Annotated in this window: 20 protein-coding genes; 18 read left to right on the top strand and 2 right to left on the bottom strand. The window is 67.6% G+C overall.

Annotated features, from left to right (window positions below; genetic code table 11):
- Nucleotides 1–290 precede the first annotated feature (290 nt).
- A complete protein-coding gene (locus ACT86A_RS19830) occupies nucleotides 291–554 on the bottom strand; it encodes a DUF2277 domain-containing protein (protein WP_445093648.1) in 264 nt (87 codons plus the stop codon).
- A 155-nt stretch (nucleotides 555–709) separates the two neighbouring features.
- Here ACT86A_RS19830 and ACT86A_RS19825 point away from each other — a divergent pair, with 155 nt between their 5' ends.
- A complete protein-coding gene (locus ACT86A_RS19825) occupies nucleotides 710–1,564 on the top strand; it encodes a DUF1266 domain-containing protein (RefSeq protein ID WP_445093647.1) in 855 nt (284 codons plus the stop codon).
- Here ACT86A_RS19825 and ACT86A_RS19820 read toward each other — a convergent pair.
- Nucleotides 1,544–2,488: a hypothetical protein gene (locus tag ACT86A_RS19820; protein WP_445093646.1), complete on the bottom strand. Its 945-nt coding sequence runs from the start codon at nucleotides 2,486–2,488 to the stop codon at nucleotides 1,544–1,546. The two genes, ACT86A_RS19825 and ACT86A_RS19820, sit on opposite strands and share 21 nt — an antisense overlap.
- A 436-nt stretch (nucleotides 2,489–2,924) precedes the next feature.
- Between ACT86A_RS19820 and ftsH the strand changes: the two genes are divergently transcribed.
- The 17 genes from ftsH to ACT86A_RS19735 all read left to right on the top strand — a co-directional run bounded on the left by ftsH (nucleotide 2,925) and on the right by ACT86A_RS19735 (nucleotide 17,743).
- Nucleotides 2,925–5,318: an ATP-dependent zinc metalloprotease FtsH gene (ftsH, locus tag ACT86A_RS19815; RefSeq protein ID WP_445093645.1), complete on the top strand. Its 2,394-nt coding sequence runs from the start codon at nucleotides 2,925–2,927 to the stop codon at nucleotides 5,316–5,318.
- Between the two features lie 299 nt (nucleotides 5,319–5,617).
- Entirely contained in the window at nucleotides 5,618–6,208 is a 591-nt protein-coding gene (gene folE, locus ACT86A_RS19810) for a GTP cyclohydrolase I FolE (protein ID WP_445093686.1), read from the top strand.
- A gap of 152 nt (nucleotides 6,209–6,360) precedes the next feature.
- Complete coding sequence (gene folP, locus ACT86A_RS19805) at nucleotides 6,361–7,218, top strand: dihydropteroate synthase (protein ID WP_445093685.1); 858 nt, start codon at nucleotides 6,361–6,363, stop codon at nucleotides 7,216–7,218.
- Nucleotides 7,215–7,652: a dihydroneopterin aldolase gene (gene folB, locus ACT86A_RS19800; RefSeq protein ID WP_445093644.1), complete on the top strand. Its 438-nt coding sequence runs from the start codon at nucleotides 7,215–7,217 to the stop codon at nucleotides 7,650–7,652. Before folP ends, folB begins: the two co-directional genes overlap by 4 nt.
- Nucleotides 7,653–7,766: 114 nt before the next feature.
- Nucleotides 7,767–8,303, top strand: a complete 537-nt coding sequence (gene folK / locus ACT86A_RS19795) for a 2-amino-4-hydroxy-6-hydroxymethyldihydropteridine diphosphokinase (protein WP_445093643.1) — start codon at nucleotides 7,767–7,769, stop codon at nucleotides 8,301–8,303.
- The gene (locus tag ACT86A_RS19790; RefSeq protein ID WP_445093642.1) at nucleotides 8,300–8,776 is read left to right on the top strand and encodes a DUF3180 domain-containing protein; all 477 of its coding nucleotides are present in this window, start codon (nucleotides 8,300–8,302) and stop codon (nucleotides 8,774–8,776) included. Before folK ends, ACT86A_RS19790 begins: the two co-directional genes overlap by 4 nt.
- 69 nt (nucleotides 8,777–8,845) lie before the next feature.
- Nucleotides 8,846–9,775, top strand: coding sequence for a DUF6779 domain-containing protein (locus ACT86A_RS19785; RefSeq protein WP_445093641.1), 930 nt, complete (start codon nucleotides 8,846–8,848; stop codon nucleotides 9,773–9,775).
- Between the two features lie 144 nt (nucleotides 9,776–9,919).
- Nucleotides 9,920–10,849 carry a Rossmann-like and DUF2520 domain-containing protein gene (locus ACT86A_RS19780; protein WP_445093684.1) on the top strand — a complete coding sequence of 310 codons (930 nt, stop codon included), beginning with the start codon at nucleotides 9,920–9,922 and terminating at the stop codon, nucleotides 10,847–10,849.
- Complete coding sequence (panC, locus tag ACT86A_RS19775; RefSeq protein ID WP_445093640.1) at nucleotides 10,849–11,829, top strand: pantoate--beta-alanine ligase; 981 nt, start codon at nucleotides 10,849–10,851, stop codon at nucleotides 11,827–11,829. The genes ACT86A_RS19780 and panC overlap by 1 nt, the downstream gene beginning before the upstream one ends.
- A 13-nt stretch (nucleotides 11,830–11,842) precedes the next feature.
- Nucleotides 11,843–12,262 (top strand): aspartate 1-decarboxylase, encoded by a 420-nt coding sequence (gene panD, locus ACT86A_RS19770; RefSeq protein ID WP_063022203.1) that lies wholly within the window; start codon nucleotides 11,843–11,845, stop codon nucleotides 12,260–12,262.
- Nucleotides 12,263–12,277: 15 nt separating this feature from the next.
- Nucleotides 12,278–13,072 carry a type III pantothenate kinase gene (locus ACT86A_RS19765; RefSeq protein ID WP_445093639.1) on the top strand — a complete coding sequence of 265 codons (795 nt, stop codon included), beginning with the start codon at nucleotides 12,278–12,280 and terminating at the stop codon, nucleotides 13,070–13,072.
- Nucleotides 13,073–13,499: 427 nt separating this feature from the next.
- Nucleotides 13,500–14,108 carry a cupin domain-containing protein gene (locus ACT86A_RS19760; protein WP_445093638.1) on the top strand — a complete coding sequence of 203 codons (609 nt, stop codon included), beginning with the start codon at nucleotides 13,500–13,502 and terminating at the stop codon, nucleotides 14,106–14,108.
- Nucleotides 14,109–14,116: 8 nt separating this feature from the next.
- On the top strand, nucleotides 14,117–14,539 hold the full coding sequence (locus ACT86A_RS19755; RefSeq protein WP_445093683.1) for a rhodanese-like domain-containing protein: 423 nt from the start codon (nucleotides 14,117–14,119) through the stop codon (nucleotides 14,537–14,539).
- A gap of 296 nt (nucleotides 14,540–14,835) precedes the next feature.
- Nucleotides 14,836–16,302 (top strand): lysine--tRNA ligase, encoded by a 1,467-nt coding sequence (gene lysS / locus ACT86A_RS19750; protein ID WP_445093682.1) that lies wholly within the window; start codon nucleotides 14,836–14,838, stop codon nucleotides 16,300–16,302.
- A gap of 116 nt (nucleotides 16,303–16,418) precedes the next feature.
- Nucleotides 16,419–16,778 carry a histone-like nucleoid-structuring protein Lsr2 gene (locus ACT86A_RS19745; protein WP_040864538.1) on the top strand — a complete coding sequence of 120 codons (360 nt, stop codon included), beginning with the start codon at nucleotides 16,419–16,421 and terminating at the stop codon, nucleotides 16,776–16,778.
- Nucleotides 16,779–16,958: 180 nt separating this feature from the next.
- A complete protein-coding gene (locus ACT86A_RS19740) occupies nucleotides 16,959–17,606 on the top strand; it encodes an FHA domain-containing protein (RefSeq protein ID WP_445093637.1) in 648 nt (215 codons plus the stop codon).
- Nucleotides 17,603–17,743: an anthrone oxygenase family protein gene (locus ACT86A_RS19735; protein ID WP_445093636.1), complete on the top strand. Its 141-nt coding sequence runs from the start codon at nucleotides 17,603–17,605 to the stop codon at nucleotides 17,741–17,743. Before ACT86A_RS19740 ends, ACT86A_RS19735 begins: the two co-directional genes overlap by 4 nt.
- The last annotated feature ends 148 nt before the right edge of the window (nucleotides 17,744–17,891 follow it).

The raw sequence follows: 17,891 nt of genomic DNA, 5'->3' as shown, positions 1-17,891 counted from the left end.
CTATTCTATGATCGTGACATAATCCGCGAGGAATTTCCCGGCCTTATTCGGCAATGGTCACTTTGTGCTCGAAACAAATAGTGGCGAGATTTCGGTCCCTCTGATTTCGGCTCCGTCTGATTTCGGCTCCGTTTGATTTCGGCGACGTCTACGAGACGAAGCGCGCCAGACGCCGGAGCGGATCGTCACCCGGCTCGGCGCAGTCGTCACCGCGCAGTCATGACCGCGCAACATTTCCGAACTTGCCCGCGATCCGCACCGCGATCTCGCGGCGAGCACCGGGCTCCGGACTATTCGCTCGCCGCCTCACGTGCCGCGAGGCGGCGCAGCGGTGGCTCGGTGGTCGGCGCGACCCTGCGGTCGGGCAGTTCGGCGAGCAATGTGGTGGTCGCCGCCGCGATGGCCGCGACGGCCTTGTCGACGGCCGGTTTGGTGGTCGAGCTCAGGCCGGACACGCCACCGACCTTGCGCACGTACTGCAGTGCGGCGGCATAGATTTCCTGCTCGGTTGCGGCAGGTTCCAGGCCACGTAAGACGGTGATGTTTCTACACATGCGTGAACACTAGCGCCAGATCACGCCGTGCGTCGGGCACCGAGCGGAAATGCTTCGCCGCGACCGGCGCGCGGTGTTCGGCGCGAGACGGCGAACGCGCGAAGCCATTCACGAATACCGGTCCGCGCCGCCGCGGATAAGGAACAATCGGGGGCATGTCTTCGCGCGGTGTACCGACCCTGACGATGTTTCCGTATGCGGAGCTGGACGAGCGGGAGGAAGACCATTGGTCCGGCGCCGCGATCTCCGACGACGAGCTGCGCGCGCTGGCTCTCGGCGCCTTCTACTCCGCGCGCTGGGACGCCTTCCACGACGCGCTGCTGCTCGGACCGGAGCGCGCGCATCCGCTCGGCGACCGGCGTGAGCTGGCCATCGACACACTCACCGGCGCGTGGGGCATCACCGACGCGACCGAGGCGCGCGCGTCGATGGAACAGTTGCTCGACGGTATGCACGCCCCGCTGTACGCGCTGGTGCATCCGCTCGTGACGGCATCGATCAACGCCAGTGAGCGCGACCGTTTCGGCGAGCGGGCCGACCGGCACCGGGCATTCCTGCGGCAGGTCGGCGCATTCCGCGGGATGGACAATCCCGAGGTTTTGGTCCGCGACTACGACATCTGGTCGCAGGCGATCAAGATCGGTTTCACAGATCATCTGCCCAGGCCGCTGCCCAGTGACATCCACGCCTGGGATCTGGCCAGGGTGGTCGCGGTGGCGCGAATGGCCTACACCGCGGGTTACCTCGATGCCGACATGGCCTGGAGTTACCTCGGGCGCGCCCTGCCGCTCGCGCAGACCAAATACCGCAACTGGCGCCAGTTCGGTGACGCCTATCTCACCGGGTGGACCTATTGGCAGGCCTGCGAGGACCTGGCCGAGCTGAAGAACGGCGGCGTCGACCGCCGCATGGAGCTGCTGCGGCTGTGGCTGCGCCCGACCAGCCCGTGGCGGCGGGTCGGGCTGAACCCGGTCGCCGTCGGAGAGGACTCAGCTCCCGTCGGGGAGTGAGCGCAGGACGCCCCGGCCGTAGCGCTGGAACTGCGCGTCGTCGACCATGCCGAGGGAGTGTCGCTCGACCAGCAGTTCCCATTCCGAATACAGCTGGGCTACACCGGGATCCGCGGCGCCGGCGGCGCCGTCGGCGGATTCGCGGCGCACCGCGAAGTTCACCGCGCAGGTGACCCGTTCGGTGTCGGCGCGGTCGGCGCCCACGAAACGCAGCGTCCGGTTGCCGTCGTGCACCTCCATACCGGTCGTGCCGCGGACCGGACCGATCTCGCCGGGACCGACCGGGTGAGCGTCGGTGCTGCGCGCCCAGATGACGGCGGGGATGGGCAGTTCGTACGCGTACCGGGGCTCGCCGATCGAGATGAACAGCAGCCGTCCGGTCGTCGCGGCGAGCAAGCCCGGGCCGGTACCCGCGGGGGGATGCCCCACCGCGATGGCGGTCTCCAGGACATACTCGTCCGGCGTCACGTAACGATGGAGAGCCGCTATCGCCGGCTTGGCCTCGCGCCGCGGTGTCATCCGGCGGCTCGCCCGGTCCACGTCCGCGCGAGTGGGGCCGCCTCGGCCCCACTCGGGGGTAGGCGGACTCAGATCGGGCGCGGCCACGTCGATGCGCTGGGTGGCCAGAATGTGGGTGTTGATCCGGTCGACGATCTCGGTGGCCGCGGGAACGTCGTGCTCGGCGATCAGTACCGGTAGCGGTGTCCGGTCGGCGGGGACGCCGGTGAGCACGGGCGTCGGGTATCGCAGGTAGATCTCGATGACCACCGTTTCGTCCGCGCGCCGGTTCAGCCGGACCTTGAGCAGGTCCGAGACGGGAACGTCGAGGACGCGCTCACCGTCCGACCCGGGCCGCAGAACGATCAGCCTGCCCTGACCGTGACGCAGTATCGCTGTGGGTGTCCGTAACTCGACTATGTCCATACCCCCTGCGCTCTGTTCGATTCGCGGCGCTCCCGGGGTCCCTGGCGGTGAGGTGAGCTATCGCCTCGCGCCTGTCGCTCGCGCCGCTCTGCCTGATTTCGCGGCGCTTTCCGGGCCCTTCGTGGTTACGCAAACTACCGCCTTCGTGCCCGTCGGTGCGCGCCGTGTGTTGTGTCGTCGCTCACGATAAGCCGAACATGCCATGATTGTTGCCACTTGGAGGAAGCTGAACCGGAGACATCGGGAACCACCGTCGGCCTCCGGCCGTTGACCTCTTTAGCTGCACCTGCAGCCGAACTGCGCGATGTATCGAATAGACCGTACGCGGTAACGTGGCATGTCCGCATGCGAACCCCGCGGAACCGGACGCGCCAGACACATCGCCAGGCAAGAACCGGAGACACCGGAAAGGACTGGCCGCCCCGGCCGACGCTCTATGAACCGCAAGACTGTGTTTCGCACCCTGGCCGTAGTCTCGGGCATCTTGCTCGTGATCTATGTGTTCAGCATCTTCGGCAACGACACGCGGGGCTGGAAGAACGTCGATACTTCGGTTGCCCTGACCCAGCTCCAGGACAAGAACAACGTGCAGAACGTTCAGATCGACGACCGCGAGCAGCAGCTGCGCATCGAGCTGAAGCACGGCAACGACGCGACCGGCGGCCAGTCCAAGATCATCACCAAGTATCCCGGCGGCAGCGAGACCTCCGCGCAGATCTTCGAGGCCGTGAAGAACTCCGGCGCGAACTACAACACCGTGGTCAAACAGGAGAGCTGGTTCACCCAGATTCTGCTGTTCGTGCTTCCGATGGTGATCCTGCTCGGCCTGTTCATCTTCGTGATGGCCCGCATGCAGGGCGGCGGGCGCGGCGGCATGATGGGCTTCGGCAAATCGAAGGCCAAGCAGCTGTCCAAGGACATGCCCAAGACCACCTTCGCCGACGTGGCCGGAGCCGACGAGGCAGTCGAAGAGCTCTACGAGATCAAGGACTTTCTGCAGAACCCGGTCCGCTACCAGGCCCTCGGCGCCAAGATCCCCAAGGGCGTGCTGCTCTACGGCCCGCCCGGCACCGGTAAGACACTGCTGGCCCGCGCCGTGGCCGGCGAGGCGGGCGTGCCGTTCTTCACCATCTCCGGTTCGGATTTCGTGGAGATGTTCGTCGGCGTCGGCGCCTCCCGGGTGCGCGACCTGTTCGAGCAGGCCAAGCAGAACAGTCCCTGCATCATCTTCGTCGACGAGATCGACGCGGTCGGCCGCCAGCGCGGCGCCGGCCTCGGCGGTGGTCACGACGAGCGCGAGCAGACCCTCAACCAGCTACTGGTCGAGATGGACGGCTTCGGTGACCGCACCGGCATCATCCTCATCGCGGCGACCAACCGCCCCGACATCCTCGATCCCGCGCTGCTGCGTCCCGGCCGGTTCGACCGGCAGATCCCGGTCGGCAACCCCGATCTCGCCGGACGCCGCGCCATCCTGCGGGTGCACTCGCAGGGCAAGCCGATCTCGCCCGATGCCGACCTGGACGGCCTCGCCAAGCGCACCGTCGGCATGTCCGGCGCCGACCTGGCCAATGTGATCAACGAGGCCGCGCTGCTCACCGCGCGCGAGCACGGCGCGGTGATCACCGGCGAATCGCTGGAGGAATCGGTCGACCGCGTGATCGGCGGCCCGCGCCGCAAGAGCCGGATCATCAGCGAGCACGAGAAGAAGATCACCGCCTACCACGAGGGCGGTCACACCCTTGCCGCCTGGGCGATGCCGGACATCGAGCCGGTGTACAAGGTCACCATCCTCGCGCGTGGCCGTACCGGTGGTCACGCCATGACGGTGCCCGAGGATGACAAGGGCCTGATGACCCGCTCGGAGATGATCGCGCGCCTGGTCATGGCGATGGGCGGTCGCGCGGCCGAGGAACTGGTGTTCCACGAGCCGACCACCGGCGCGTCCTCCGATATCGATCAGGCCACCAAGATCGCTCGCGCGATGGTCACCGAGTACGGCATGAGCGCCCGGCTCGGTGCGGTCCGCTACGGCCAGGAACAGGGCGATCCGTTCCTCGGCCGCTCGATGGGAATGGGTTCGGACTACTCCCATGAGGTGGCGGGCGCGATCGACGAGGAGGTGCGCAACCTGATCGAGGCCGCGCACACCGAGGCGTGGGCCATCCTCAACGAGTACCGCGACGTGCTCGACGATCTGGCCACCGCGCTGCTGGAGCGGGAGACCTTGCATCGCAAGGAACTCGAGCAGGTCCTCGCCGCGGTGCAGAAACGACCGCGGATCACGGCGTTCAACGATTTCGGCGGTCGCGTGCCGTCGGACAAGCCGCCGGTGAAGACGCCGGGCGAACTGGCTGCCGAGCGCGGCGAATCGTGGCCGCCGGAGCCTTTGGTGAAGCCGGTGGCCGCGTCCGCGCAGCGCGAGCCGCAGGGAGCCAACGGTTATCCGCCGCACGAGAGCGGGTACGGCGCGCCGCCGCAATATGGCCGTCCGACCACGCCCGGTTACCCGCTTCCAGCGGCGCCCGTGCCGGCGTACCCGCGCCAGGGCACGCACGGCTCGCGCCCGGACTACGGCGCTCCGGCGGGTTGGTCGGCGCCTGGTTGGCCGCCGCGGGACGAGCCGCAGCAGCAGGGGCAGCCCGGCGGGTGGGGTGATCCGCAGCAGCCGCCGCAGGGCTTCCAGCCGTGGGGTCCGCAGGGTGAGCACGACGACGCCTACGGCCGGGACGGATACGGCGAGCATGGCGGCTATGACGAGCCGCGGCGCGGCAACCCGGCCGGTGAGGGCGAAAACGGCGACTGGAATGGACCGAACGGCCGGCACTGAAACCGGGCGACTTTGCCGGATGTTCTTCGTGGTCACCCGAACTGCCGCCCCAGGACCAGTCGCTCGCGCCGATGGGTCCGATCGGTGGCGTCGCGAGGCCATCGGCCGGGCCGCGGCCGGGGACGATTACGCTCGACCAGCGGGGGTGCCGAGTAATTGTCGGCATCCCGAGATTTTGGAGGTGTCCTCGATTGTCGGCCAACAATCATGGCGGTGGCTACGTCCTCGCCGAGTCCAATGCTGCCGGGTCCAATGCTGCTGAACACGACGGTGTCGACCTCGGCGTAACCGAGCCCGGCCTGGTCGCGCTGGAAACCGGCAGGTCGTTCGACCGGGTCCGCGCCGAAGCCGCGGTCCGGGAATTGTTGATCGCCGTCGGTGAGGATCCGGACCGGCCCGGTCTGCGCGATACGCCCGCCCGGGTGGCGCGTGCGTACCGGGAGACGTTCGCCGGCCTCTACGTGGAGCCGGATGCGGTGCTCAACACCACGTTCGACGAGGGACACCAGGAACTGGTGCTGGTCAGGGACATCCCGATGTACTCCACGTGTGAGCACCACCTCGTGTCCTTCCATGGTGTCGCCCACGTCGGCTACATCCCCGGGCCGCACGGCCGGGTCACCGGTCTGTCCAAACTCGCCAGGCTGGTCGACCTGTACGCCAAGCGCCCCCAGGTGCAGGAGCGCCTGACCAGCCAGATCGCTGACGCGGTGATGCGCAAGCTGGACCCGCGGGGCGCCATCGTCGTGGTCGAGGCCGAGCACCTGTGCATGGCGATGCGCGGCATTCGCAAGCCGGGCGCGAGCACCACCACGTCCGCGGTGCGCGGATTGCTCCAGTCCAACGCCGCCTCGCGTGCGGAGGCGCTCGATCTCATCCTGCGTAAGTGAGCGAGCCGGCGGTGCCTGAGCCAGGAGCGAAGAGAGTTCCCCCGACCGATGACGGCCACCGCGCGCTCACCGACCGAACCGAGCCTCGGCGCGCGGCCACAGCCGCCCAGGTGAGCGGGGTCGGTGCGCGCGGCGGTCGTTCCTGTCTGGTGATGGGCATCGTCAATGTCACCAGCGATTCGTTCTCCGACGGTGGCAAGTATCTCGATCCCGAACTCGCCATCGCCCAGGGCATGAGGCTGTACGACGCGGGGGCGGACATCATCGATGTCGGCGGCGAGTCGACGAGGCCCGGCGCGGTACGCATCGATGCGCCGACCGAGGCGGCTCGGGTTACGCCCGTCATTCGCGGACTGGTCGCGGCGGGCGTGCCCACCAGCGTGGACACCATGCGCGCCGCGGTCGCCGAAGCGGCGATCGCCGCCGGGGTATCGGTGGTGAACGATGTCTCCGGTGGCCGTGCCGACCCGGATATGGTGCGGGTGATCGCATCCGCCGAGGTTCCGTGGATTCTGATGCACTGGCGGGCGGGCGCCGACTACCGGCACACCGGGCCCGCCGAACACTATGACGACGTGGTGACCGAGGTACTGGCTGAACTGGACAGGCAGGTGGACGTGGCTGTCGCGGCAGGGGTCGATCCGTCTCGGTTGATTCTCGACCCGGGTCTGGGTTTCGCGAAGAACGCCGAACACAACTGGGCACTGCTCGGCGCACTGCCGGAACTCGTCGCACACGGACTGCCGATCCTGATCGGCGCCTCCCGTAAGCGCTTTCTCGGCACGTTGCTCGCCGACGCCGCCGGAGCGCGTCCACCGGGTGGTCGGGAGACGGCCACCGCGACCATCTCGGCGCTCGCCGCGCTGCACGATGCCTGGGGTGTGCGGGTGCACGACGTGCGCGCTTCCCTCGACGCCATCGCGGTCGTCAGTGCGTGGCAGAACGCCGCACAGCAGCGCGCCGCAGAGCACGATACCGCCCGCCCGAGTGCGCGAGGAGCTCACCGATGAGCCAGTCCCCGGTCCATGCCGACGACGGTGCCGCGGCGCGGACCGCGGCGATCCGGCCCGGTGCCGACCGGATCGAACTGCGCGGCCTGCGCGCCTACGGATATCACGGGGTGTTCGATCATGAGCGCCGTGACGGCCAGGAGTTCCTGGTCGATCTGACCGTATGGGTGGATTTCGCCGTCGCAGCGGTATCCGACGACTTGGCGGCCACCGTGGACTACGGCGCGCTGGCCGAGCGCGCGGTGCGGATCATCCAGGGCCCGCCGCGTAATCTCATCGAGTCGGTGGTGTCGGAGATCGCCGACGACGTGATGACCGATCCGCGGATCAGATCGGTCGAGGTGGTGCTGCACAAGCCGTCGGCGCCGATCCCGCACACTTTCGCCGACGTCCGGGTGGTCACCGCGCGGCACCGAGGGGAACATCCCGCATGAGGCAGCGCGGTGTGACCGTGGGGGGCTCCGCTCGTGTGAGAAAGGGCACAGCGTGAGCGAGCGAAATACCGGCCCGGTCCTATCGCGGACCGAGCGCGCCGCGGAGGCGGGCCGATGACGCGCGCGGTGCTGTCCATCGGCTCCAATCTGAGTGACCGGCTCGCGCATCTCCAAAGCGTCCTCGATGGCTTCGGGCATCGGGTCCTGGCCGTGTCCGCGGTGTATTCGACCGCGCCTTGGGGCGGTGTTCCGCAGCAGGACTACCTCAATGCCGCTGTGCTGGTGGAAGATCCGGCATTCGGCGGTGCGGACTGGCTGCGGCGTGGCCAGGAGCTGGAGCAGGCCGCGGGACGGGTCCGCGACGTGCGCTGGGGCGCGCGCACACTCGACGTGGACGTCGTGTGGTGCGCCGAGCTGCGCGATGGCGAGCTGGTTGCCTGTCGCAGTACCGACCCGGATCTGATCTTGCCGCACCCGCAGGCACACCGCCGTGCGTTCGTGCTGGTGCCGTGGCTGGATGTCGTGCCGGACGCGGTGCTCGAGGTCGACGGCGCGGTGTATGCCGTCGCGGACCTGCTGGAGCGGCTCGATCCGGCCGAGCGGGCCGGCGTGCGCCGCACCGCGTTCTCGCTGACGGGCCCGGCGTCGTGAAACTCAAGCCGACGCGCGTCCTGGACCTTGTGGCGAATGTGCTCATCGCCGCGGTCGTCGCGTGGATCGCCACCCGGGTGGCCTATGACAACTTCCCGCCGATCTCGATCTTCGCGGGCGCCTCGCTCTACCCGGTGGCCGCGATCGAGGCCGTGCTCGCTTTCGTGATCCGCGCCCGGGTCAACGATCATCAGATCGGCGACGGCCGCCACCAGTTGCATCCGATCACCGCGGCTCGCGCTGTCGCGTTGGCGAAGGCGTCGGTGCAGGTGGGTTCGATCGCCGCCGGCATCTGGCTCGGCTTCCTGTGCTGGGTGCTCCCGCAACGGGGCACGCTGCGCGCCGCGGCCGCGGACAGCCCGGGCGCGATCGTCGGGATGCTGGCGGGGGCGGCTTTGGTTGCTGCGGCCCTGTGGCTGGAGTACTGCTGCCGGGCGCCTGAGGACCCCACCGACGATGGGGCAACCACATAGCTAGTCCCCTGACTGGGATCACATCACCGAATCTGGGCGACGGTCCGGGTTTTGGCTACCCTGGCGGGCATGGTTTCACCCTCCCGTAGCAGCACTTCCCGTCGACGACGGGTCGACACGGGAAAACTGTTCAGCGGCGGCTTGATCCTGTCGGGTCTGGTTGCCAGCGTTTTCCTGGTCTTCAGCGACAATGTGCAGTTCGTACGGGTTGGTCTGGTCGCGGCGTTATGGGCCGCCGCAATCGGCGCGCTGGCCGCGACCAGGTACCGCAAAGCCGCCACGATCGACAAGGCGAAGGTCCGCGATCTGCAGACGGTCTACGAGCTGCAGCTGGAACGGGAGGTCACCGCGCGCCGCGAGTACGAGCTCGGTGTCGAGGCGCGCGTGCGTGCGGAAGTGGGCGCAGACGCCACCGAGCTCGCGGCGCTGCGCGCCGAGCTCACCGTGCTGCGCCAGAGTTTGCAGCGGCTGTTCGACGGAAATATGCCGATGGACCGGCCCGCGTTGCGCGCCGACGCGACCCGGATTCAGGAGCTGACCAGCTCGAGTGTGGAATCGGCGAACAATAGCTCCGTGAATGCCGGAATGTGGTCGGCGTTCGCCGACCAGCAACCGCGTAGCAGTACGACGCCGATCTTCGAGCCCGACCACCCCCGGCCCCCGGTCTTCGCCAGCCCGTTCGACGAGCCGGTCACCGCGGAGACCGCGGCCGTCTCGTCCGATGAAGACGACCAGGACGACGAGCACGGGCCGCGCGGTTGGGCCGAAGCATTCACCGAGACCGCCGGCAAACCGGTCGACGAACCCCCGAAGCAGCCGGTCGGGCGGCCCGAACCCAGCCCGGGACCCGTCCCGCCCGCGACCCCTGCGCCGATTGTGGGCACGCCGAGCGCGCGCAGGCGGCGCCGGGTCGAGGAGGATGGCGAGACGCCGTCAGGGCGTCTCTCCGTCGCGGAGATCATGGCCAACCTGCAATCCGAGGAGCGCGACGGGCGCTGACCCGGCCCGGTACTGCGGCCTAAATCACGCGGGCACCCGTGGCATCGCCCAAGTGCGTCCCGATATCCTACGTGGCGTAGGCGTCCGGTACCCGCAAGGCGGGACTGGAACGACATCGAGAGGACAACGTTGACCTCGAGAAGCATGAATTCCGAAGGCGCGACTTCGGGCTACGACCCCGCGCCCGCACGCCTGACGGTGGGCATCGTCTCGGCGGGACGCGTGGGTTCGGCATTGGGCGCGGCGCTCGAGCGCGCCGGACACGTGGTGTTCGGCGTCTGCGCGATCTCCGATGCCTCGGTGCGCCGTGCCCGTACCCGGTTGCCCGACTCGGAGATACTGCCGATCGAAGCGGTGGCCGCACGCAGCGAGTTGCTGCTGCTCGCCGTGCCCGATACCGAGCTGGCCGGCCTGGTCAGGGGGCTGGCCGGGACCGGGGTCGTCCGGCCGCGCACGATCGTGGCGCATACCTCCGGCGCGAACGGTGTCGGTGTGCTCGCCCCGCTCGCTGAGCTCGGCGCCCTGCCGCTGGCCATCCACCCCGCCATGACCTTCACCGGCCACGACGAAGACGTGACCAGGCTGGGCAACGCCTGCTTCGGCATCACAGCCGCCGACGAGGTCGGCTACGCCATCGCGCAGTCGCTGGTGATCGAGATGGGCGGCGAGCCGGTGCGGGTGCCGGAAGACAACCGGGCGCTGTATCACGCCGCGCTCGCGCACGGCAGTAATCACCTGGTCACAGTGATCGTCGATGCGCTCGCCGCGCTGCGCGCCGCGCTGGCAGGTCCCGGACTGCTCGGCCAGCAGGCGGTCGACGATCAGCCGGGTGGCTTGGCCGAGCGGCTGCTCGCCCCGCTGGCCTCGGCGGCCCTGGACAACGCATTGCGCCGCGGTCAGTCCGCGCTGACGGGTCCGGTGGCCCGTGGCGACGCGGCCGCCGTCGCTGCTCATCTGGCCGCGCTGGCGTCGGTCGACCCACAGCTGGCCGAGGCGTACCGCGCCTTGTCGCTGCGCACCGCGCAGCGGGCCGGCACCGCCCCCGCCGTTATCGAACTGCTGGAAGGACGCTGATGTTCGATCCGAAATTGCGCGGCGCCTATCGCCCGGGCGAGCTGACCGTGCATCACGATCCCGCCGTGCTCAGCGCGGTATCCGCTGCCCTGCGTGGTGTCGGCCGCACGGTTGCCCTGGTGCCGACAATGGGCGCCCTGCACGCGGGCCACTTGGAGATCGTGCGCTCGGCGAAACGGACCAACCAGGTGGTCATCGTGTCCATCTTCGTCAACCCCTTGCAGTTCAGTGCGAACGAGGACCTGGGCAGCTACCCCCGGACCCTGGAGGCGGACGTCGAGGCGCTGCGTGCCGAGGGCGTTGGGTTGGTATTCGCTCCGAGCGTGTCCGATATGTACCCGGACGGCCCGCGCACCACCGTGCAGCCGGGCCCGCTCGGCGCCGAACTGGAGGGGGCGAGTCGACCGACTCATTTCGCCGGCATGCTCACGGTGGTCGCCAAACTGCTGCAGATCGCACGCCCGACCGAGGCGTTCTTCGGTGAGAAAGACTACCAGCAGCTCACTCTGATCCGGCAGATGGTTCGTGATCTGAATTTCGACGTGAAGATCACCCCGGTGGTCACCGTTCGCGAGGCCGACGGCTTGGCCCTGTCCTCGCGCAATCGCTATCTCGACCCGGCGCAGCGCGAATCGGCTCTCGCGCTCTCGGCCGCACTGTCGGCGGGCAAGCACGCGGCCGGGCTCGGCGGTGACGCAGTACTGGCCGCCGCCCGCCAGGTGCTCGACGCCGCGACCGGCGTCGACCTGGACTACCTGGAACTGCGTTCGGCCAACTTGGGGCCCGCCCCGGCCACCGGGAACGCCAGGCTATTGATCGCGGCCAAGGTCGGCGCGACCCGGCTCCTCGACAATATTGCCGTGACCCTCGGCGCTCCGCTCGATGGGCACCCGACCGTCTCCGGTTCGCGGCCTATCGCGCACTCGTCCCAGCCTGCCCAGGCGGTGTCCGATCCCGCCCTGCTCCCTCCCGCGAACTAGAAAGGGCGACGCAATGCTGCGCACCATGATGAAGTCGAAGATCCACCGCGCCACCGTGACGCACGCCGACCTGCACTACGTCGGCTCGGTCACGGTGGACCAGGACCTGCTCGATGCCGCCGACCTGCTGGAAGGCGAGCAGGTCTGCATCGTGGACATCGACAACGGCGCCCGGCTGGAGACCTACGTCATCGCCGGCGAGCGGGGTTCCGGCGTGATCGGGATCAACGGAGCCGCCGCCCACCTGGTGCACCCCGGGGACCTGGTCATCCTGATCGCCTACGGGCAGCTGAACGAACAGGAGCTCGCGGAGTACGACCCCAAGGTGGTGTTCGTCGACGAGCGCAACCGCCCCGTCGAGCTGGGCTCCGACCCGGCGCACGCGCCGGAGGGCTCGGGCCTGACCTCGCCGCGGTCCCTGTCGTTCGTCTGAGTCGGCGGCCGGGACATGCTGCTGACCATCGATGTCCGCAACACCAGTATCGAACTCGGTCTGTTCTCGGGGACCGGGGCGCATTCGAAACTGGTGCGGCACTGGCGAATACACACCAATCCACTGTTGACCGCCGATGAATTCGCCATGCAGGTGCGCGGGCTGGTCGGCGCGCAACTGGACGAGGTGATCGGTGTCTGTGCGCTGTCCACCGTGCCACCGGTGCTGCGCGAACTCCGAGCCATGTTCAGCCAGTACTGGGGTCACGTTCCGAATGTGCTGGTGGAGCCCGGTGTGCGCACGGGCATTCCGCTGCTGGTCGACAACCCGAAAGAAGTCGGCGCGGACCGCATCGTCAATTGTCTGGCCGCCCACCATCGGTATGCTTCGCCCGCGATCGTGGTCGATTTCGCTACGGCGATCTGCGTGGATCTGGTGTCGAAGAAGGGCGAGTTCCTCGGCGGGATCATCGCGCCCGGTGTGGAGATCTCCACCGAGGCTCTGGTGGAACGCAGCGCGCTGCGGCGGGCCGAATTGACCAGGCCGCGGTCGGTGGTGGGGAAAAACAGCATGGAATGCATGCAGTCCGGCGCGATATTCGGATTCGCGGGCTTGGTGGACGGACTGATCGATCGGATTCGCGACGAATTCGCCGCCTTTGCCGGCGACGATGTCGCGGTGGTGGCGACCGGCGCGAGTGCGCCGCTGATCGTCCCGGAGTCGGAAACCATCGATCACCTCGAACCGCATCTGACGCTCGATGGCCTGCGACTGGTCTACGAGCGTAATCAGCAGCGCCGCCGACCCTGAGTCACCAGGGCGGCTCCGCGAGTGCGGCGAGTGTCGCGGGCGGCAGCTCAGGCGGGCTACCGGCGGTGGCCCGCCGGTGTGGGGCGGCTTTGGCTGCCGCGAATTCGACGATGCGCCAAGTGGTGATACCTGTTTCGCGAAAGGATCGGTCGTGAACAGCTTCTCGACCTCCGCGCTGAGGGCTGTGGTGGCGCCGCACTTACGCGGCACCCTCCGCGAAGGTTGGAGCAGAGTATTCCCCAGGTGACGTCGCTCACTATGGCCTGCGTCGGCTCGCGGGATATTTGCACAACCGAAGCCCGCTGCTAGACTGGCCGCCGTGTATTACCGCGTGAGCACCCAGGAGTGTTGTCGAGGCTGACCTGCCTCGACCGATCGAGGCTGACTACCCGTCCTCGACCGATACCATCTTCCTGGAGATTCGCTCATGCGTTCTTCTGTACTCGCCCTTTCGTCCGCGCGTACCGCGTTGTCGGCCACCCCGCCGCTGGATCGTTCGGTGGCGCCCGCGCTGCCGACTCGGCTCCGCCCGGCCGATCTGCTGCGGCTGACCGACGAAGGTGCCGAAGACGTCCTGGCCGGGCGTTATGACCATCTGCTGCCCGCGGACGGCCGCTGGCCCACCGACGAGCGCTGGGCGACCAGATTGCTCGCCGACGACGAGGTCGACGTCTGGCTGATCAGTTGGACGCCGGACAAGTCGACCGAATTGCACGACCACGCCGGATCGCTCGGCGCGCTGACCGTGCTCAGTGGCGCGCTTTCCGAATACCGTTGGAATGGAACGGAATTGCGCTGCCGCACGCTCACGGCGGGTGATCAGGCATCGTTCCCGATCGGTTGGGTGCACGACGTCATGCGCGCGCCCGCCGCCGTGCCGGGTGTCGCCGAATCCGCGGGCCCGCTCGATCCGACGCTGAGCGTCCATGCCTATTCCCCGCCGCTTACCGCCATGTCGTATTACGAGGTGACCGGCCACGGCACCCTCCGGCGCACCCGAACCGTTCTCACCGACCAGCCCGAAGGTGATATGTAATGACCCGTTTGACCGTCGATCAGATGCTCGAGAACGCGCGGGCCCAGCTGAACCGGATCTACGCCTTCGAATTGCCGGAAGCGATCGAACGGGGCGCCATTCTGGTGGATATCCGGCCGCAGGCGCAGCGCGGGCACGAGGGCACGTTGCCGGGCGCTTTGGTGATCGAGCGCAATGTCCTGGAATGGCGGCTGGATCCGGCCAGTTCTGCCCGCCTGGCCTTGGCCGCCGACCACGAGGTGGAGTGGATCGTCGTCTGCTCTGAGGGCTATACCTCCAGCCTGGCCGCCGCCGCGCTGCAACAACTCGGGCTGCGGCGGGCAACCGACCTGGTCGGCGGATACCAGGCACTGAAGGCGGCGGGGCTGCTGAACGTCGCCGCGCGGGCGCCGCACTTCACGCGTGAGCTCGACTCGCTCGCCTCGTTGTAAATTCGCCGCGATCACTTCCAACTCGAATTAGCCGGGTGCACAGATGTTTCCGTACACCGCACGGTGCCCGCCCGGCATTTTCGAGTTCGGTGCGTGCTTCGTGGAGCATCTCGACTAGTTCGCCGGGCCGATACCTTCTCGTTACTAATGGCGAGAGCCTGGGCAGCCCGCAAAACGATTTCCGGTGCACGCTAGGGTTGTTCGATGTGAGCACCCCGAACTCTGCATCCTCCAGCGCATCGACATCGGATCAGCGGTCTGCCGTGGCACCCGACGCCGACGGCGCACCGGAACAGATGCGGATTCGCCGGGAGAAGCGGGAGCGACTGCTCGCGGCCGGTGGCGAGGCCTATCCGGTCGTCGTGCCGCGTACGCATACCCTCGCCGAAATTCGGGCCGCATATCCCGACCTGGTTGCCGACACGGCCACCGGTCAGCAGGTCGGTGTCGCCGGACGCGTCATTTTCCTGCGAAATACCGGCAAGTTGTGTTTCGCGACGCTGCAGGAGGGTGACGGCACCAAGTTGCAGGCAATGATCAGCCTCAATGCCGTGGGCGCGGACTCGCTGGCCGCCTGGAAGGCCGACGTGGACCTCGGTGACTTCGTCTTTGTCCAGGGGGAGGTCATCGCCTCCCGGACAGGTGAACTGAGTGTCATGGCCGATTCCTGGTTCATGGCGGCCAAGTCGCTGCGCCCGCTGCCGGTGGCGCACAAGGAGCTGAACGAGGAGTCCCGGGTCCGGCAGCGTTATGTCGACTTGATCGTGCGTCCTGAAGCCAGGGAAATGGCGCGTACCCGCATCGCGGTGGTGCGCGCGCTGCGCAACGCCCTGGAGCGCAGGGGATTCCTCGAGGTCGAGACGCCGATGCTGCAGACGCTGCACGGCGGCGCGGCGGCGCGGCCGTTCGTCACCCGCTCGAATGCCCTCGATATGGACCTCTACCTGCGCATCGCGCCCGAGTTGTTCCTGAAAAGGTGCGTTGTCGGTGGCCTGGAGCAGGTCTTCGAGATCAATCGGAACTTCCGGAACGAAGGTGCGGACTCCACGCATTCTCCCGAGTTCGCGATGCTGGAGACATACCAGGCATACGGGACCTATGACGACTCGGCGCGGATGACCCGGGAATTGGTCCAGGAAGTCGCCCAAGAGGTGTTCGGCACCCAGGTGGTGACCCTGGCCGACGGCACCGAATACGATCTGCGCGGCGAGTGGGCGACGGTCGAGATGTACCCGTCGTTGTCGGATGCACTGGGTGTCTCGGTCACGCCGGAAACGTCCGTCTCCGAATTGCGCGCGCTCGCGGATCGGGTCGGTCTGGAAATTCCGGAGGGCAAGGGCTACGGGCACGGGAAACTCGTCGAGGAACTATGGGAACATCAGTATGGCGACAAGCTGTACGCACCGACTTTCGTGCGCGACTTCCCGGTCGAGACCTCCCCGCTGACCAGGCAGCACCGGAGCCGGGCAGGTGTCACGGAGAAGTGGGATCTCTATGTGCGCGGCTTCGAGTTGGCCACTGGCTATTCGGAGTTGGTCGACCCGGTGATCCAACGCGAGCGGTTCGTCGACCAGGCTCGGCTGGCCGCGCAGGGTGACGACGAGGCGATGGCACTCGACGAGGACTTCCTCGCCGCGATGGAGCACGGCATGCCGCCGACCACCGGAACAGGTATGGGAATCGATCGGTTGTTGATGGCGCTGACGGGATTGGGAATCCGAGAAACGATACTGTTCCCAATTGTGCGTCCGGTCACCAGGTGACCACCCTGATTGCAAAGCAGTGGCCCCGTCTTGGAATTTCCGGAATTCAAGGTATTCTTGCCTCGGGTAATCGGCCTAGTATGCGGGTCGCACGATTTCGAGAGGACGTTCATCTCATGGCAAAGAAGGTCACCGTTAGCCTGATCGACGATGTCGACGGTGAGTCCATCGCAGACGAGACCATCGAGTTTGCGATTGACGGTGTGTCGTACGAGATCGATCTGTCGTCGGCAAATGCGGCGAAGCTGCGCGACGGTTTGGAAGAGTGGGTTTCGAATGCGCGCCGGGTCAGCGGTCGGCGCCGGGTCAAGGCCGCCGCCGCGGCGGCGGGTACGCCCAAGAGTCGGGTCTCCATCGACCGGGAACAAAGCGCTGCAATTCGCGAGTGGGCGCGCCGGAATGGTCACAAGGTGTCCGCGCGGGGCCGTATCTCCGCCGACATCACCGACGCGTACAACAAGGCCGCGAAGGGATAGTTCTATTTCGACCGCCGTCCCGGCGAATCGTGCGACGCAGGGGCGGCGGTCTTGTTTGTGATAGTGGCTTCGATATAGCGGCGGACCGGATGACACGGTGGCCCACGTCGGCGAACGAATCGATCTTGCTCATAGTTCACGAACGCGGCACGATGGAAACGTGCGACGGTCACTGGCGGTATGGAAAGGCGAGGTATCGGCGCAGTGACGGGATTCGTCGGATCATTCTTGCGGTTCACCGATGACGCCGGTCGACAACAGGAGTTCACGCTCACGTCGGACCGCGGCCGTGTCACCATCGGTCGTTCCCCGCATGCCGATCTGTCCCTGAGCTGGGACGCGGAGGTCTCCCGGCTGCACGCGGCGGTCGAGTATCTGGGCGCGCACTGGACCATCGTCGACGACGGGCTTTCCCGCAACGGCACTTTCGTCAACGGCGACCGGCTCGTCGGCCGACGCAGGCTGATGGCCGGCGACGTCATCCGAGTCGGGACCTCGCGGGTTTCCTTTCACGATTTCGGCGGTGCGCCCGACGACATCACCCGCACCTCGACCGGGTCGGTTCCCACCGCGCGTTCGCTCACCCAGACGCAGCGCTCGGTGCTGATCGCGCTGTGCCGCCCCTACAAGCACGGCACCGGATTCGCCACCCCGGCTTCCAATCAGCAGATCGCGGAGGAGTTGTTCCTCAGCGTCGACGCGATCAAGACCCATCTTCGCGCGCTGTTCGCCAAGTTCGGCGTGGAGGACCTGCCGCAGAACCAGAAGCGCGTGCGGCTGGCCGGACTGGCCATGCAGAGTGGCCTCATTTCCGATCGCGATCTGTGATCTCGATCACTGACCTCGTCGCTGTGCGTTCCGATTTCGAATCCGCGTGGGTCCGGTGGAACATCGTGCGCGGCGTGCTCCGCAGGCCGGCCGTCCTGGCGCTGTGCGGCACGCTGTTCGCCACGGGCGCCCAGTAGGGGAAGCCGTCCGCCGCTGCGGGAACGTCGGCTCGGGTGGTTGCGGGCCGGTACCCGACGCTGAACCAGCCCGGAGCGCCGACCTTCGGTCAGCCAGAGTTTCTCCGGCGATCCGCGGGAATCTCCCCCGCCTGGGGCACTTCGTACG

It is taken from the genome of Nocardia glycosmidis, assembly GCF_052545115.1.
This window is presented reverse-complemented; position numbering and strand designations above follow the sequence as displayed.

What these genes read in the sequence shown, in the direction of transcription:
- ACT86A_RS19830 (WP_445093648.1), bottom strand. Translation starts at nt 554, where the DNA reads ATGTGTAGAAACATCACCGTCTTACGTGGCCTGGAACCTGCCGCAACC.
- ACT86A_RS19825 (WP_445093647.1), top strand. Translation starts at nt 710, where the DNA reads ATGTCTTCGCGCGGTGTACCGACCCTGACGATGTTTCCGTATGCGGAG.
- ACT86A_RS19820 (WP_445093646.1), bottom strand. Translation starts at nt 2,488, where the DNA reads ATGGACATAGTCGAGTTACGGACACCCACAGCGATACTGCGTCACGGT.
- ftsH (WP_445093645.1), top strand. Translation starts at nt 2,925, where the DNA reads ATGAACCGCAAGACTGTGTTTCGCACCCTGGCCGTAGTCTCGGGCATC.
- folP (WP_445093685.1), top strand. Translation starts at nt 6,361, where the DNA reads ATGGGCATCGTCAATGTCACCAGCGATTCGTTCTCCGACGGTGGCAAG.
- folB (WP_445093644.1), top strand. Translation starts at nt 7,215, where the DNA reads ATGAGCCAGTCCCCGGTCCATGCCGACGACGGTGCCGCGGCGCGGACC.
- folK (WP_445093643.1), top strand. Translation starts at nt 7,767, where the DNA reads ATGACGCGCGCGGTGCTGTCCATCGGCTCCAATCTGAGTGACCGGCTC.
- ACT86A_RS19785 (WP_445093641.1), top strand. Translation starts at nt 8,846, where the DNA reads ATGGTTTCACCCTCCCGTAGCAGCACTTCCCGTCGACGACGGGTCGAC.
- ACT86A_RS19780 (WP_445093684.1), top strand. Translation starts at nt 9,920, where the DNA reads ATGAATTCCGAAGGCGCGACTTCGGGCTACGACCCCGCGCCCGCACGC.
- panC (WP_445093640.1), top strand. Translation starts at nt 10,849, where the DNA reads ATGTTCGATCCGAAATTGCGCGGCGCCTATCGCCCGGGCGAGCTGACC.
- panD (WP_063022203.1), top strand. Translation starts at nt 11,843, where the DNA reads ATGCTGCGCACCATGATGAAGTCGAAGATCCACCGCGCCACCGTGACG.
- ACT86A_RS19765 (WP_445093639.1), top strand. Translation starts at nt 12,278, where the DNA reads ATGCTGCTGACCATCGATGTCCGCAACACCAGTATCGAACTCGGTCTG.
- ACT86A_RS19760 (WP_445093638.1), top strand. Translation starts at nt 13,500, where the DNA reads ATGCGTTCTTCTGTACTCGCCCTTTCGTCCGCGCGTACCGCGTTGTCG.
- lysS (WP_445093682.1), top strand. Translation starts at nt 14,836, where the DNA reads ATGCGGATTCGCCGGGAGAAGCGGGAGCGACTGCTCGCGGCCGGTGGC.
- ACT86A_RS19745 (WP_040864538.1), top strand. Translation starts at nt 16,419, where the DNA reads ATGGCAAAGAAGGTCACCGTTAGCCTGATCGACGATGTCGACGGTGAG.
- ACT86A_RS19740 (WP_445093637.1), top strand. Translation starts at nt 16,959, where the DNA reads ATGGAAAGGCGAGGTATCGGCGCAGTGACGGGATTCGTCGGATCATTC.